At 61.1% G+C, this 13,855-nt stretch carries 12 protein-coding genes and 1 pseudogene; 4 read left to right on the forward strand and 9 right to left on the reverse strand.

The features are described from left to right. Positions 1-259 precede the first annotated feature (259 nt). The 4 genes from C3418_RS04245 (at position 260) to C3418_RS04260 (ending at position 4,630) form a co-directional block, all read left to right on the forward strand. A complete protein-coding gene (locus C3418_RS04245; protein WP_010675612.1) occupies positions 260-634 on the forward strand; it encodes a cytochrome b562 in 375 nt (124 codons plus the stop codon). Further along, positions 615-1,169: a cytochrome b/b6 domain-containing protein gene (locus tag C3418_RS04250; protein ID WP_103858030.1), complete on the forward strand. Its 555-nt coding sequence runs from the start codon at positions 615-617 to the stop codon at positions 1,167-1,169. Before C3418_RS04245 ends, C3418_RS04250 begins: the two co-directional genes overlap by 20 nt. Before the next feature lie 266 nt (positions 1,170-1,435). Next, positions 1,436-4,012, forward strand: coding sequence for an alpha amylase C-terminal domain-containing protein (locus C3418_RS04255; RefSeq protein WP_103858031.1), 2,577 nt, complete (start codon positions 1,436-1,438; stop codon positions 4,010-4,012). A 147-nt stretch (positions 4,013-4,159) separates the two neighbouring features. Continuing rightward, positions 4,160-4,630 carry a tetratricopeptide repeat protein gene (locus C3418_RS04260; RefSeq protein ID WP_103858032.1) on the forward strand — a complete coding sequence of 157 codons (471 nt, stop codon included), beginning with the start codon at positions 4,160-4,162 and terminating at the stop codon, positions 4,628-4,630. 462 nt (positions 4,631-5,092) lie between these two features. Here the strand turns inward: C3418_RS04260 and C3418_RS04265 are convergent, their stop codons facing one another. From C3418_RS04265 to C3418_RS04300, 9 genes and pseudogenes are all read right to left on the reverse strand, one after another. Next, complete coding sequence (locus C3418_RS04265; protein ID WP_258039796.1) at positions 5,093-5,686, reverse strand: antitermination protein; 594 nt, start codon at positions 5,684-5,686, stop codon at positions 5,093-5,095. A gap of 1,492 nt (positions 5,687-7,178) precedes the next feature. Further along, positions 7,179-10,067 carry a DUF927 domain-containing protein gene (locus C3418_RS04270; RefSeq protein ID WP_181023060.1) on the reverse strand — a complete coding sequence of 963 codons (2,889 nt, stop codon included), beginning with the start codon at positions 10,065-10,067 and terminating at the stop codon, positions 7,179-7,181. Further along, positions 10,064-10,318, reverse strand: a complete 255-nt coding sequence (locus tag C3418_RS04275) for a hypothetical protein (protein WP_103858033.1) — start codon at positions 10,316-10,318, stop codon at positions 10,064-10,066. Before C3418_RS04275 ends, C3418_RS04270 begins: the two co-directional genes overlap by 4 nt. Next, positions 10,315-10,485, reverse strand: a complete 171-nt coding sequence (locus tag C3418_RS24340; RefSeq protein WP_181023061.1) for a hypothetical protein — start codon at positions 10,483-10,485, stop codon at positions 10,315-10,317. Before C3418_RS24340 ends, C3418_RS04275 begins: the two co-directional genes overlap by 4 nt. A 74-nt stretch (positions 10,486-10,559) precedes the next feature. Then, complete coding sequence (locus C3418_RS24035; RefSeq protein WP_181023062.1) at positions 10,560-10,730, reverse strand: hypothetical protein; 171 nt, start codon at positions 10,728-10,730, stop codon at positions 10,560-10,562. A 403-nt stretch (positions 10,731-11,133) separates the two neighbouring features. Next, complete coding sequence (locus tag C3418_RS04285; RefSeq protein ID WP_103858035.1) at positions 11,134-11,571, reverse strand: helix-turn-helix domain-containing protein; 438 nt, start codon at positions 11,569-11,571, stop codon at positions 11,134-11,136. Between the two features lie 8 nt (positions 11,572-11,579). Then, positions 11,580-11,798, reverse strand: a complete 219-nt coding sequence (locus tag C3418_RS04290; protein WP_103858036.1) for an AlpA family transcriptional regulator — start codon at positions 11,796-11,798, stop codon at positions 11,580-11,582. A gap of 211 nt (positions 11,799-12,009) precedes the next feature. Continuing rightward, a complete protein-coding gene (locus tag C3418_RS04295; protein ID WP_103858037.1) occupies positions 12,010-12,780 on the reverse strand; it encodes a DUF6387 family protein in 771 nt (256 codons plus the stop codon). A gap of 109 nt (positions 12,781-12,889) precedes the next feature. Continuing rightward, positions 12,890-13,726, reverse strand: a pseudogene (locus C3418_RS04300) (tyrosine-type recombinase/integrase); the annotation flags it as partial. Positions 13,727-13,855 lie beyond the last annotated feature (129 nt).

Raw genomic sequence — 13,855 nt, forward strand, 5'->3', positions numbered from 1 at the left:
ATAAATAATGGCAGCATGATTCACTGCCTGCGAGCCCCTTCCCGGACCAGATGCGCGCCCTTGTATCCCTGCCGGAGGCGAGATCCGGTGGCCGTTCTCTTTCGGCTACATTCCCACAGCAATCCCCTGCACAATTCGTCACAATTGGTCGCACTTTCTTCATACAATGATCGCCCTTTCATGGCATCATGATGCGTGAAACCGCACTCAAATGAGTGCTATAACAACCTGCAATCTCGTCGTCTCATAAGGAAATCCCATGCTGAAAACTGTGCGTCCCCTGCTGCTGCCCCTGATGTTTGGCCTGATGGCCCTGCCTGCCATGGCCGGCGATCTGGAGCAGCCGATGAAGAAGATCGGCTTCAACTACAAGCAGGCCGTCAAGGCCGACGACGCGGCCACCATGGAGAAATACATCAAGGAGATGAAGGCCCAGCTGGACGTCGCCAAGGGCAAGAACATGCCCGCCGCCAAGAAGGAGAAGTTCCTGGAAGGCATGACCGAAGTGCAGACCGAGCTGGATGCCAGCCTGGCAGCCCTCCAGGCCGGTGACGAAGCCAAGGCGCGCGAGCACCTGGCCAAGGTCAACGACCTGAAGAAGGAGTACCACAACTATGCCAAGCAAAAAGGCTGATCCCTTCCACTGGGATGCTCTGGTGCGCCTCACCCACTGGGGTGTGGCGGCCATCTGTATCGGCAATCTCTGGCTCAACGAGGCGGGCGAGGAGTGGCACGAGCGGATGGGATACGCCGTCATGGTGCTCATCGGCATACGCCTGCTGTGGGGGCTCACCTTCGCTCGCGGCCACGCCCGCCTGCGTGCCCTCATCCCGAGCCGGGAGGATTTTCGCCATCAGGCCGACGCCCTGCGCGAACGGACCCCGCCCACCCCGGGCCATCACGGCAGCGGCAAGCTGGCGGTCTGGGCACTCTGGCTGCTGGTACTCGCCACCGCAGGGACCGGCTGGTTCCAGAACACCGAGACCGGCTTCGATCTGGGGGCGGACGACTGGCACGAGTGGTGCACCTGGGTACTCCAGGGCATGATCGCCCTGCACCTGTGCGCCATCGCCTACACCTCCTGGCGCCAGCGCAGCAACCTGGTCACCCGCATGCTGCCAGGGCGTCGTGCCCGGGCCAGTGCCGGGCAGCAGGAACCCAACGTCTGAACGTTCACGGGGCCCTGCGGGGCCCCTGTTCATCCCCTTCGCTACCCGCTTGACGGGATCTCGCACCGATCTGCTCCCCTCTGCCCCCTCCTGCTGCCACCGAATAGCATGAAAGCATTTTCATTCACATTTCTTAATTAATTCAGCCTGTTCGATTTTCAACCACGTCGATTTCATGAATGCTACGGAGCTGAACGAGGTTGTTTGTTGTCCGTTCGACTACACGACAGTGATACGTCAATAACAAGATCGAAGGGAAAATCGTCATGCACAACACACTGTTTCGAACCGCCCTGCTGGCGGCGGCACTCGGCTCTTTCAGCCACACTGCCAGCGCCGAAGGGGTCATGGTTCACCTGTTCCAATGGAAGTTCAACGACATCGCCAACGAGTGCGAGACCGTGCTCGGGCCCAAGGGGTTCGGTGGCGTCCAGATCACCCCACCCGCCGAGCACAAGCAGGGCAGCCAGGTCTGGTGGACCGTCTATCAACCGGTCAGCTTCAAGAATTTCAACAGCTTCGGCGGTAGCGAGGCAGAGCTCAGGAGCATGATCGCCCGCTGCAACGCGGCCGGGGTCAAGGTCTATGCCGACGCCGTCTTCAACCAGCTGGCATCGGGTTCCGGCACCGCCACCGGCGGCGGCAGCTACAACTCGGGGCAATACCAATATCCCCAGTTCGGCTACAACGACTTCCACCACAGCGGCGACATCACCAACTACGGCGACAGCAACAACGTCTGGAACGGCGCCCTCTACGGCATGCCGGACCTCAATACCGGCTCATCCTACGTCCAGGATCAGATCGCCACCTACATGAAGACCCTGCTCGGCTGGGGCGTGGCGGGCTTTCGCATCGATGCGGCCAAGCACATGGCGCCGGCCGATGTGAAGGCCATCCTCGACAAGGCGGGCAGCCCCAGGGCCTACCTGGAGGTGATCGGCGCAGGCGGGGAGTCCCCCGACATTCAGCCGGGCCGCTACACCTATATCGACACCGTCACCGACTTCAAATACGGCACCGATCTCGCCGCCAACTTCAACGGCCAGATCAAGAACCTCAAGACCCTGGGCGAGAGCTGGGGCCTGCTCCCCTCCAACAAGGCCTTCGTCTTCGTGGTCAACCACGACCGCGAACGCGGCCACGGCGGTGGCGGCATGCTCACCTTCATGAGCGGTGCCCGCTACGATCTGGCCAACACCTTCATGATGGCCTGGCCCTATGGCTGGAAGCAGGTGATGTCGGGCTATCGCTTTGAAAACATGGGCACCTATGAAACCGACAAGGGGGCGCCGGGCAGCACGCCCTGCACGGACAGCCAGTGGAACTGCGAACAGCGCCGACCGACCATCATGAACATGGCCCTGTTCCACAACCGGACCGAAGGCCAGCCCGTCAGCAACTGGTGGAACAACGGCAACAATCAGATAGCCTTCAGCCGCGGTGACAAGGGCTTCGTCGCCATCAACAACGAGAGCGGCAGCCTGGTGGCCTCGGTGCAGACCGGCCTGCCGGCCGGCGAGTACTGCAACCTCCTGGGGGGCAATGACTACTGCAGCGGCGGCTATGTCACCGTCGATGGCAGCGGCAAGGCCAGCCTGAACGTCCCCGGCATGAAGGCGGCCGCCATCATCGCCGGTTGCACCAAGGCCAGCCCCTGCGGCGGTTCCGTCCTGCCGGGCAACAAGTTCAGCAGCATGAACCTGCGCGGCACCCACAACGCCTGGGGCAACACCCCCATGACCGTCGATGCCAACCGTGTCTGGTCCGCCACCCTCACCCTGACCGGCAACGGTGACGCCACCGGTGCCCAGCGCTTCAAGTTCGACGTCTTCGGCAACTGGGCCGAGAACTACGGCGACAACGAAGGGGATGGCATCGCCGACAAGGGCAGCAGCAAGGATATCCTGGTCAGCGGGGCGGGCACCTACCGCATCACCCTGAGCGAGAGCGATCTGCGCTACACGGTCACCCCCCTCACCAGCAACCAGGCACCGGTCGCCGCCCTCTCTCCCAAAACCCTCAGCGTCAAGGCGGGCGAGAGCGTGGTGTTCGACGCCTCCGCTTCCAGCGATGATGGCGGTGTGGTGAGCTACAGCTGGTCCAGCGGGGGCACCGCCGCCACCGAGACCGTCCGGTTCGATACCCCGGGTACCCATACCGTGACGGTCACCGTGACCGATGCGGAAGGGTTGACCGCCAGTGCCAGCGCCACCGTGACCGTCACCGACGACAACGGCACCTACGCCAGCGTATTGCCCACCCTGAACTTCCGCGGCACCCCCAATGCCTGGGGATCCCTTGCCATGACGCTGATCGCCGACAATCAGTGGGAAGCCCTGGTCACCTTCGACGGTCAGACCAACCAGCGCTTCAAATTCGACGTCAAGGGGGACTGGACCCAGAACTACGGCGACACCAACAAGGACGGCGTGGCCGAACTGACCGGCAGTGACATCCTCACCCCGGTCATCGGCCAGTACCGGGTACGTTTCAACGATCAGACCCTGCAATACAGCCTGACTCCGGTGAGCGTCACCTATGCCAAGAATGTCGCCAGCCTCAACATTCGCGGCACCACCAACAACTGGGGCACCACCCCCATGTCCCTGGTCGGGGATCACCTCTGGCAGGCCAGCGTCACCTTCACCGGCAGCGGTGATAGGAACGGCAGCCAGCGCTTCAAGTTCGACGTCAAGGGGGACTGGACCCAGAACTACGGCGACACCAACAAGGATGGCGTGGCCGAGCTGGCCGGGGCAGACATCACCACGGCAGTGGTCGGTGCCTATGTGGTGCGCTTCAACGACCAGACCCTGGCCTACAGCCTGAGCGCCCAGTAAGGCTGGACACACGCCAGGGCGATTGCGCCCCGGCGCCGAGCCAGGCCTCCCGCCATCGGCGGGAGGCCTTTTTCATGGCCCCATGACCCGTTCCCCGCCAGCCTGTCGGCAGGCATACTGATCCTTCATCCCCATGCAGGAGCGCATATGAAACAGTTGAACGCCCTCAAGGCAGAGGGACAGATCGAGGAAGCCCGTCAGCACGGTCTGCTGCAACTCATCGCGCACCCGGCCCACGCCCAGCTGCACTACGAAGTGGCCGGACTGCACGACATGTTGGGGCGAGAGGCCGAGGCCATTCCGCTCTATCAGAAGGCCGTGTCGCTGGGGCTTGGCGAGTCGTCGCTGCGCGGAGCCCTGCTTGGACTTGGCAGCTCCTATCGCACCACGGGCCGTCATGCCGAGGCGCTGGCCACCTTTGACGAGGCCCTGTCCCGCTTCCCCGATGCCGTGGAGTTCAAGGTGTTTCGTGCCATGACCTGCTACAACCTGGGGCGCAACAAGGAGGGGGTGGAGACGCTGCTGGGGATCCTCGCGACCACCACCACGGATCCCGCCCTGCTTCCCTACCCGCGCGCCATGGCACTCTATGCCGAGGATCTGGACAGACGCTGGTGAGCGCCAGAAACGACAAAGCCGCTCAAAAGAGCGGCTTTGTCTGAAAATGGTGGCCCCTGGGGTCTCTGAATTGAAGCTATAAGTGATTGTTTTTAAATGAATGACCAGCCAAGCCGCTGCTTATTGTGGTACCCAGTGTGGTACCAAATGCAAAAGTACCCTCTAACTTTGGTGTTCTCTCCGCTGGCACCAGCTTCCAAACGCCACAGAAATTACCTCGGCGATGTGGGCCGGTTATCGACGTTCTGCCACCAGGGAAGAGGCCAGCCAAGGAAAGGATCTTCCCACCAGCCCCCCCCCAGATCTGCCGAAAACTCGGCCAATGCTACCCCCCATTAAATTTTTTAATTTCGCGGGTATAAAAATTCAACAGGGCTGGCAGTCACGCCCCCCGATAGGGTCTGAGGATTGGATCCCCCCTACCCCTGAGGGCCACCAGCCGGCCAGAGAAGCGCTTGTGGGCTACCCAAGGCGGCGAGCTAGGTGGGTGGCCTCGGCCTCCTGCTGGTGACACCAAGCCACCAGCGCAAGATAGAACGGATACCAGCGGCTCTCCCAGTCATGGCGCGTTATCTCACCCAAGCAGAGGATCAGGGCGCGTCTCACTCTTGCCCCCGTGATGGGGCGCAGGCCAGTACCATGGCACCGCTCACATTGGCGTTCACTGTTGGTGGCCCGTGCCAGCGTGACGCCTCGCCCCTTACAGCACTGACAGGCGGCGCAGGGGGTGTCTGCGGTGCGGCAATAGGCATCGAGCGCCAGCAAGGCCACGCTGGTGATGGCCTTGCCGTCAGCACGGCGGGTGAGCTTCGCCAGATACGCGGGTGCCAGCGTTCTACCAGTGGCGATCACCTCATCCAGCGCCTGCCGTCTTTGCCCAGTGTCCTTGTTGTAGCGGGCCAGCAATAAGGCAAGGCCGGTTGGGCTGTGCTTGCCCAGCATTGCGAACGCGCCAAGGCTGCCAGCTCCCGCCTCACCCTTGCCGTTACCTGAGTGGTGTACCTCGTTCAGGCTGGCTCTTGCCCATCCGGCTGTGACCACATGCTCGATACGCATTGCCCGCTCCTTGTCATTGTTACGGTGGCATCATAACACCTGTATGGATATACAACTCCAACGCCCTAGTTCTCGGGGCTGCCGTGCGGGTTAGGTGCGGAGTTTGCAGCCAGCACTGACGCAGGATTACAGGCAAGCCTGCCGAATTAGGCGCGGGTTTTGCCGCCAAACATGGGGAGAAAGGTTCCCCGTTATGGGGAAAGGTTCCCCGTTATGGGGAAGGGATCCATGTTTTGGGGAGGGTTTGCGGGTGAATGAACACAGCCCATGCCGTCGGTATTTGGCTCATGGCGAGCCCAAGCGAATCCCAACAAGACACCGCTTCGGTGCCTCGGGTTCTATCGCACTCCGGCCATAAATGACCCCAAACTAGGGTTACTAACAACCACAATTCGGGGTTGTTACCCAAAGCGTCGCCGTTGGCATGACAGTCGGTGGGAGATTGGCTGAAAACTCAGCCGGTTATCGGACTCATCTTGGCGACACCAGTCGGAAAATATTCCTTATTTCCTGCTCGTGTAAAAACCTCTTGGCGGCGGTACTGGTGGGTGTGAGGCTGTAGCGATTTGATCACCCCCTCCTGTGTCCGTGCGGCACAGCGGCAGAGCATGGGGCTGATCTCCGGGGCTCGGTACAACAACCGAATTGGGGGCTGTTCTGGGGGGTAAGTTGTGGTTTCGGGGCGCTTCGACCGGGTTTGGCAGGCATTCGCCATGCCTTCAACCCCGTTCATGTGCTGGCGCACGGGTGAGGGTTCGCCCCGTTCTCCGGCCAAAGCGGGCAAAACTACCTATCAACCTAGGCAGGATCGCCCATCTTCCATGGAGATGTTTGCGGCGGTTGCTCTCTGGCTGCCGCTATCGACAGCCCAGCCCCCACCGGGCAGGGTGAGCCAGCGAGACATAACACAACAACCACGGCCCAGCGCCGCCCGTATGTGGTGAAAGCCCGCGCCTCGTCCGACCCGTCGAGCGTGGGGGGGCCGGGAGTACCTTTACCCTGGGGGGGGTATGCCCACCAGCTCCACCAGTACGAACCCAGAGCCACTTGGCAACAGACAGGCCAGCCAGAGGGATAGAGTTTTCAACACCTCGACGCCACCGGCTGACAAAGTGTGATCTTGATCGGCCACTCGCTCTATATATTCAAAAAAACGGTGGTTACAGTGGCTTTGTGGCTACATCGCCCGCTAACCCGCACCGTTGCAGGGTTCTGCTGTAGCCACTACCAGAAAAAACGGTGGTTACAGGTGGCTACAAGTTCCTTTCTGGGGGATGACAGGCCCTAGGTGTAGCCACTGTAGCCACCCTGTAGCCACTAAAAACTAGATAGGTGGCTACAGCTCCCCCCCTTGATACATAAGGCTTGCAGAGGTGTTTGGCAATCGTGTAGCCACTGTAGCCACCACTTTTACTTTGTGCTTTACGCGCGCGCATGAGGCTGGAAAAAAAAGGGCTACACTCGGCAGCCCTCCACTTCCTTCTGGCTGGCGCTATTCGTCTTCTAGGCCATCCCCCTCATCACCCAATACCCGCTCGGTCAGGACATAGACCCTCATCCCCTTGCCCATGCCGGGCAATCTGACTTGTCGCTGTAGTCGCTTCTTGTCCTTGCCTGTCAGCAGGTAACCCGCCTCAAGGCACAGGTGCGCCGCTCGCTTGGGGTCGCGCCCCTTGGTGATCTCGGCCCAGCCGGGCGGCAGAACATAGAAGCTCACCCCCTCCGCTTCTACCCGACGATAGCCCACCATATTGGCCGGGCGGTGGTCAGCGTTGAACCAGTCGGCAAAGCGGGCGTACTGGTGGGCAGTGATAAACCCGCGTACCTGCTCCAGGGTGGCGGCGTCCTCCTTGTTGCCAAGGTGGCCCCGTTCCGCCAGCCATGCCTTGAGGCAGACCCGCACCGCCCTGACAGCCTCCCCCTCGGGCCAGCCCGTGACCCCCACCCGGGTTGCCAGTTCTCCGGCAGCGGCCACCAGCGCGAACCGGTTGATGGCTCGGCCTACCTGATTGCCCGCACCCTTCGGGGTCAGCTCACCGGCAAGGCGCTTGATCTCGCTCGTCAGGTGCTCGCGGTGTTGCTCCATGTCGGCGGCCAGTCCATCCACCAAGGCACGAAAGGCGGTGCCATGCTGGTGGTCGGCATTGGCCTTCAAGGTGTCGGCAAAGATGCGCCCTCCCTCCATGCCATGCAGCCATTCAAAGGCCCCGTGGTGTCCGGTGTCGCTCGGGATCTGGATAGTGCGCACCTCCATCCCTGCCTGGGTGCGCTGCCCAGCACTGGCGGCATGATCCTCAAGGCTCAGCTCTCCCGTGCTCAGGAACAGCAGCCGCCACGCCTTTCGCTCCCTCAGTTCGCCATCCTGCTTACTGCGGCCCTTGCCCTGACCGTTCGCCAGCATATAGGCCACCTGCCCCGCCTCGCGCCCGTCCAGCTCCCCCAGCTCATCCAGGCAGAGCAGGGCATCATTGCGGCGACTGGCGATCCCCTCGATGGCGTTACCGGTTGCCCGCCATGTCTGGCTGTAGCGATCAGGGTTGCCGTACACGCTGGCGGCGGCCTTCATGATGGTGGTCTTGCCGTCCGTGCTCTCGCCCTTGAGGTGGAACCCGCCCCCTTCCATGCCCACCAGCGACAACAGGGGAGCGGCAAAGGCCAGTGACAGGGCAAAGCACAGGCGACTGTTGCCCACGGCCAGCCCTGCAACCCCCTGTTGCCACTCGGCCAGGGTGCCCCGCTCGGTGAAGTCATTGGCAGCGTATCCGGCAGTTTGCAGGATCACCCCATCAGCGTCAGGCCCCATTGACCCTTGAGGCAGTACATAGGCCCGCCCATGCCAGCCGGTGCGCTCCACACATGTGATACGCCGCTCGGGCTTGCAGGCCATCAGGTAGGCATTCAGCTTGCGCTTGTGCCCCAGTTCGATGAATGGCAGGCCCGCATCCAGCAGGGCAATGAATACCTCGTCACCGTTGCGCGGTACCAGGGAGCGAACAGGCATAGCCCACTGGCGCACCCGCCCGGCACTATCCCGCCACTCCAGCAACCGGCCATAGCCTCGCCCGTGCTCGTCGGCGGTCTCGGCCAGTACCCGGATCGGGCTGGATAGAGGGGCCCACTCCTGCCGGGTATCTTCACCACGCCCCACCATCACCAGAGCACAGAGCCGATCCCCCCGGATCTCGAACCCTTCCGGCAAGCCCTGATCATCGGTACAGGTGGCGGCCACAGGCTCCAGGGTATCCGCCACGGGCTCAGGGTGAAGCGGGATCACGTTCGCCCCGTCCATCTGGCTGGCGTCTTGGGCCTGCTGTGCGGTTTCGCCAAGGGTCTGCCCAACTGTCAGATCCTTCTCGTTTGCCTGATTGCTGGTGGTCGGTGTGGTGCTGGTGCCCATGATGGCCTCTTTGGTCTTGGTCAGCCCGTGGGCTTGGTGATAGTCGTTCCAATCTCCTGAAAACTCAGGCGGTAGCGCCACCAGCCCGCCTATGGCTGCGGCGGCGTGCTCGGCCTTGGTCTTGCCGGGGTTGCCCTGGGTGTCTGCGTCATTGTCACCACAGAGCAGGATCCGGGCTTCTGGGTGCTGGCGGCGGGCAATAGCGGCCACTACAGCCAAGTTACCGCAATCCATCGCGCAATAGACGGTCGCCCCGCTCGCCAGGTGAACGGATAGCCCGGTGGAGTAACCCTCCACCACGGCCACCAGCTCCCCGCCCTCGATGCGGTGAAAGGCCCCGGCCTTGCGCCCCCCGGCCAGATAGCTTTTGCCGCCCCGATCATCAATGAGTTGAACGTTCACCAGCTCGCCCGCCTCATCGATCAACGGCACTACCAGCGAACCAGCGGGGAAAGTCATCGCCCCCACGGCGATCACCTGCCGGTTAAGCGCTCCACAGGGCCAGCGCAGGCGTTTGTGTACCAGATAGGGGGCTTGGCCCGGCTCACAGCTTCGCATGATGGCAGCGGCTCGTCTGGCGGCCTTCTGGCGTAGTTGCTCGGCCTGCTTAGCGTCCGCCTCGGCTCTGGCTTGCTGTTGCTGGTGGATGCGCTCCCGTTCGGCAGGATCAAGCCCACCAGCAGACAGACCCACCAAGGGGGCGAGCAGCTCGGCGACCTCCTTGGGTGGCTTGCCGGTTACCTTGCTAACCAGATCCAGCCCATCGCCAGCGCCGCACTGGTTACATATCCAGGTACCGCGCCCGCCCTTGTCATCAAGCCGGAATCGGTCGCTCCCGCCACAGACAGGGCAAGGGCCATGCTTGCCACGGGATGGGGTGTCGATACCCACAGCGGCCAGCAGCTCGGGCCAGTTGCCACAGGCGGCGGCCACCACTTCAGACACAAAGCGGGGGCCAGTCACCCCCCTGATCGCCGTGGTCATAGGTCACCCCCGATCAGCACGGCCACCAGCTCCTTGAAGGCCCGATCATCCAAACCGGCTTTCAGTTCACGGGCCTGCTTGGCAGTGACGGCAACGGCTGCCCCCTTGGTCTGCTCAATGAACCTGTCCCGGTCAGATCGCCAGTCAAAGGCGCTCAGGCTGCCCAGTTGGGAGCGTTTGCCGGTGTACGGGTTGGCGGTGCCGGTGAAGGTGGGCGGGGTGCTACCGGCTGCCCATGCGAAGTAGATCATGCCTCGCCCCCCTTATTGGTTGGCTGGTGGGGGTACTCATCAGGCAGGTTGATCAGTGTCACCATAACCAGCTTGCCATCCACTATCCGGCGTACCCGGCGCAGGGATAGCCCGGCCAGTTCGGCCACCAGCTCGGCGCGGGTGCCTTTCCTCTTGGGGGTGTTCATGCCTTGCCCCCCCGCTGGTGGTCTGCCGCAAGCTCGGCGGTCTCCTGTGCCAGCGGGATCTTGGTATGGGCGGTTCATGCGGACACCCCCTTGCTCGGGGTGCGGGACAAAAACACCAGGGGCAGACCGGCCAGCGCAGAACGAGCTTGTGCTTCGTTGTTGGCAACGGCGGAAATGGTGCGGATACGGCGTAGGTCTGCCAAACGGCAGGTACGGGAATGCTGGATCAGGAAGGTGTAGATCATGGCCGGTACTCTCTTTCGGGTTAGTGAGTCGGCCATGCTGCAAATTGGATGCGGCATGGCGTCAACTACCCCCGAAAGAAGGCGGGCCTTATTCACCCTTGCGGGCTTATTGGGGCCTCTCAACCATACCGCAAAAGCGGGTACACTCCCGCCGTGATCGGCGTGAATGTGAAGTTCGTTTGTGCGCTGGCCTGGGGTAGTAGCCCAGATGGCAGGCACAAAAAAACCGCTAAATGTCGGCTGCGGGGCACCGCTTTCGGGAGTAGTTCTGCTGGGGTTAGTAGCCCCAACGGTTAAGATCGTACCGTGTCGCACGGTATCAGGCAACCCCGCCCGGCTGATTTTGGGCAAGGCTTCGCCCTGGGCAGTGAGCCCATCGGTATTCATGGTCATGGGGTATCCCTTATGCGGCGGGCTTGTGGCCGGACTGAATGGGGAAGGCGGCCAAATAGCGGGCGATCTGCTCCCGGCTCAACGGGACGGCCCCGCGCTGCTTGCGCTTGAGGTTCACCAGCTCGGCAGCCTTGCGGGCCTCGGCACGGTCGGCCAGCCAGTAACGCTTGATCCGGGCGAACCCGCCCCCGCTGTGCTGGTGGCTGAAATACTCATCCGAGATGCGTACCCCGTGCTGGCGGCGCAGTTCGCTGATGGAGTTTCGTGGGTTCAGATCATGCAAGCCTGCCAGCGCAGACAGGGAGCTGATCCCATTGGTGCCGTTCTCCACCAGGTGAAGGGCCACCAGCTCCAACTTGGTGGCAGCGCTGGTGGGCGCGGTGGTAACATCGGTGTGGGTGATTGGGGTCGTGCCGTTCTGCGGTGCGGCCTTTTCTTTTTCTGTCATGTCGCCCCCTATGCCGCGTGCGGGTTGTTGCGCTCAGCAATGCGGCTGGCAATCCAGGCATCGACCTCGCATTCAACAAGGGCCACACAGCGGGCGCTCAGGCGGACAGTCCGGGGGAAACGGCCAGCGGCCATCAGGTCATAGATGGTGGTCTTGCTCAGTCCGGTTTTCTGCATGACCTCGCGGATACGGATCAAGCGGGCATTGGTGGGAGTGTGGTTTTCCATGTGTTCTCCATGTTCGTCGGTGCAGCGTGGCTAAGGCCAACATGGTCGATTGTGAGGCTTTGATATTTCTTCGCATCCGAGATCCAGGCAGAAAATATTTCGGTGAAATCTGAGCGGTAAATATTTCGGTGAAATCTGTGCTGATAATTTTTCGGTGGATTGATCGCCGGTCATAAAAAACCCGGCGTTATTGCCGGGTTACGATGTAGCGTCACAGCCATTCGTCACGAACTAGCCGCTCACCGTTCTGTTTGCCATCCCTTCCCGTCTGCTTTAGCCACAGGCTCACCATGTCCTGATAGTCATGGTTGGCAAAGCCAAGGGCAAAGGGTATCCGGGTATCTGTCAGGTGTTTGCCGCTGACAAATGCCTCTGGAAATAGCACTCTTGATAGCTGCTCTGCGCTGTATTCAAACCCCTCATGCTTTGCCCACAAGACCAGATCGAGCATAGGGATCACGTTATATTCGATGATTCGTTTGATGGTGCCGGGGCCTATGGCTCCTATCTCACGCTTGGCAGGTTCTGGTATGCCTTTTCGCTCGCGTAAAACAGGCAACATATCTGCCAGGCTTTGAAGGATTTCTTTATCGGTGTAGCTGTGGAGATTGATTAGGCAATCAATCTCCCCCTTGACCAGCTTGATCGGTTCATACACTTCGTTGGGTGCTTGGCCTCTGCTGATATCAGCAAGGATGGGGGCTCCTGCGAACCTCCCTTCCCTATAGAGCATCAGGTCATTGGCATAATGGATAGCTTCGATGATGTCGGAGGGCGCAGACCCGTCATGTAGCCGCCCAACTTGCGGTAATTCATGCTCAATGTATTTGGCTTGGTACAGCCTTGAAATGCCATTGACGCCCTTAACTCTCAGTATGACTTCATGAATTAAATCCCTATTAGTCATGCAGGGAATAAACCCATAGTCAGTCAAATTGAACCATTGGGGTAAGGGATGAATTTTGGTCGGCCTTCTCGCCATAGTGCAGCTCTCTCACTATCAGCCTGAATTGGGTGCCGGGTCAGGCGGGAGGCTGGCCCCGCTCTTCGATTGGCCGATCTAGGCCCGGCAGTTCGGTAGCTGGTGGCCGTCAGTCGCCCACCACCTTCAATGCTTTAAAGCCGCTCGCCATTGACAGGCTGCCTTGGCTGGCCTGCTCGATATGTTCACTCCACCAGCCCATCATGATCACCCGCTGCTCGAAGTAGTCCGACCGGTTATAGGCGCGGCGGATCTCGTTGTCGTCGGCGTGGGATAGCGCCGCCTCGATGGCGTCAGGGTTAAAGCCCTGCTCGTTGAGGGTGGTGCTCCCCAGCGAGCGAAGTCCGTGGGCCACCAGCCGCCCGCCATAGCCAAGCCGCCTTAACGCCGCGTTGGCGCTCTGGTCGTTGATGTGTCCCATGGGGTCACGGTAGCCGGGGAACACAAAGGGGCGGTGACCGCTGATAGGCTTCATCCGCTCCAGCAGGGCAAGGGCTTGCGGGGTGAGTGGAACCCGGTGGGGGCGCTCCATCTTCATCCGGTCGGCGGGGATGTTCCACACCTTAGCCTCGAAGTCGATCTCGTCCCAGCGGGTGCCAGCCGATTCACCAGGGCGAACCAGTGTGTGAAGGCTCCACTCAATCTGACAACGGGTGGTGGGGTCTATCCGCCCGCTCGCAATGTCGGCCATCAGCCCTGGCAGTTCGTTTGGCTTGAGGGTGGGCATGTTCGTCTTGGTGGGCGTCTTGAAGACCTTGCGAATGGCAGAGCAGGGGTTCGCTTCCAGCAGACCATGGTTCACGCAGTAGTTCATGATCTCGTTGATCTGGCGGCACAGGCGATGAAGGGTATCAAGAATGCCGGAGGCCTCCACCGGGCGCAGCACCTCGATCACCCTAGGGGCGCGGATCTGGTCGATGGGGATAGCGCCGATGAAGGGAAGCACATCAGGGCGAGATCGTGAACATTTTGTTAAAAATTAAAAATAGTTTTTTGCCTACAAAACAAATACTTATAGGCCTGTGATATGCAGTTAACTTTATAGTCAGGATCGCCTTCACACTTTTTAATCGTC

Origin of the sequence: Aeromonas sp. ASNIH8 (assembly GCF_002919855.1) — a bacterium.
GTDB classification, from domain to species: Bacteria; Pseudomonadota; Gammaproteobacteria; order Enterobacterales; family Aeromonadaceae; genus Aeromonas; species Aeromonas caviae.